The sequence below is a fragment of the Pseudoalteromonas sp. 19-MNA-CIBAN-0066 genome (assembly GCF_040308705.1).
GTDB classification, from domain to species: domain Bacteria; phylum Pseudomonadota; class Gammaproteobacteria; order Enterobacterales; family Alteromonadaceae; genus Pseudoalteromonas; species Pseudoalteromonas nigrifaciens.
The window spans coordinates 1-249 of the sequence record NZ_JBEONZ010000340.1 but is presented as its reverse complement, the minus strand read 5'-3'; the positions used below and the strand labels follow the sequence as shown (position 1 = coordinate 249).

Annotated in this window: 1 protein-coding gene; it reads right to left on the bottom strand. The window is 40.2% G+C overall.

The window, feature by feature from the left end; translation table 11 throughout:
* Positions 1-249 (bottom strand): FUSC family protein (locus AAEZ18_RS19355; RefSeq protein ID WP_352256065.1); only part of this gene is annotated, 249 nt, incomplete at both ends.

The window sequence follows — 249 nt, the reverse complement described above, 5'->3', positions numbered from 1 at the left end:
CCCCCGCAAAGATTGCCATTGCAGAGCTAAGTGTGTAATCGATTGAAAACGCAAGGCTCATATCGGTACTGGGTCTTACCAAAATCGTAAATGGGATACAAAACCCCAAGCCATATGGCAATGTTTGTTGATCAGCTAGCAGCAGTAAACCCAAAAAATAAGGCCCTGCTAATACAAGTAGCAATATTTCTAATTGCCCACCACTTTGTGATAATAAATTGAGTGCGTAAAAAATAGTTACAATAGCAG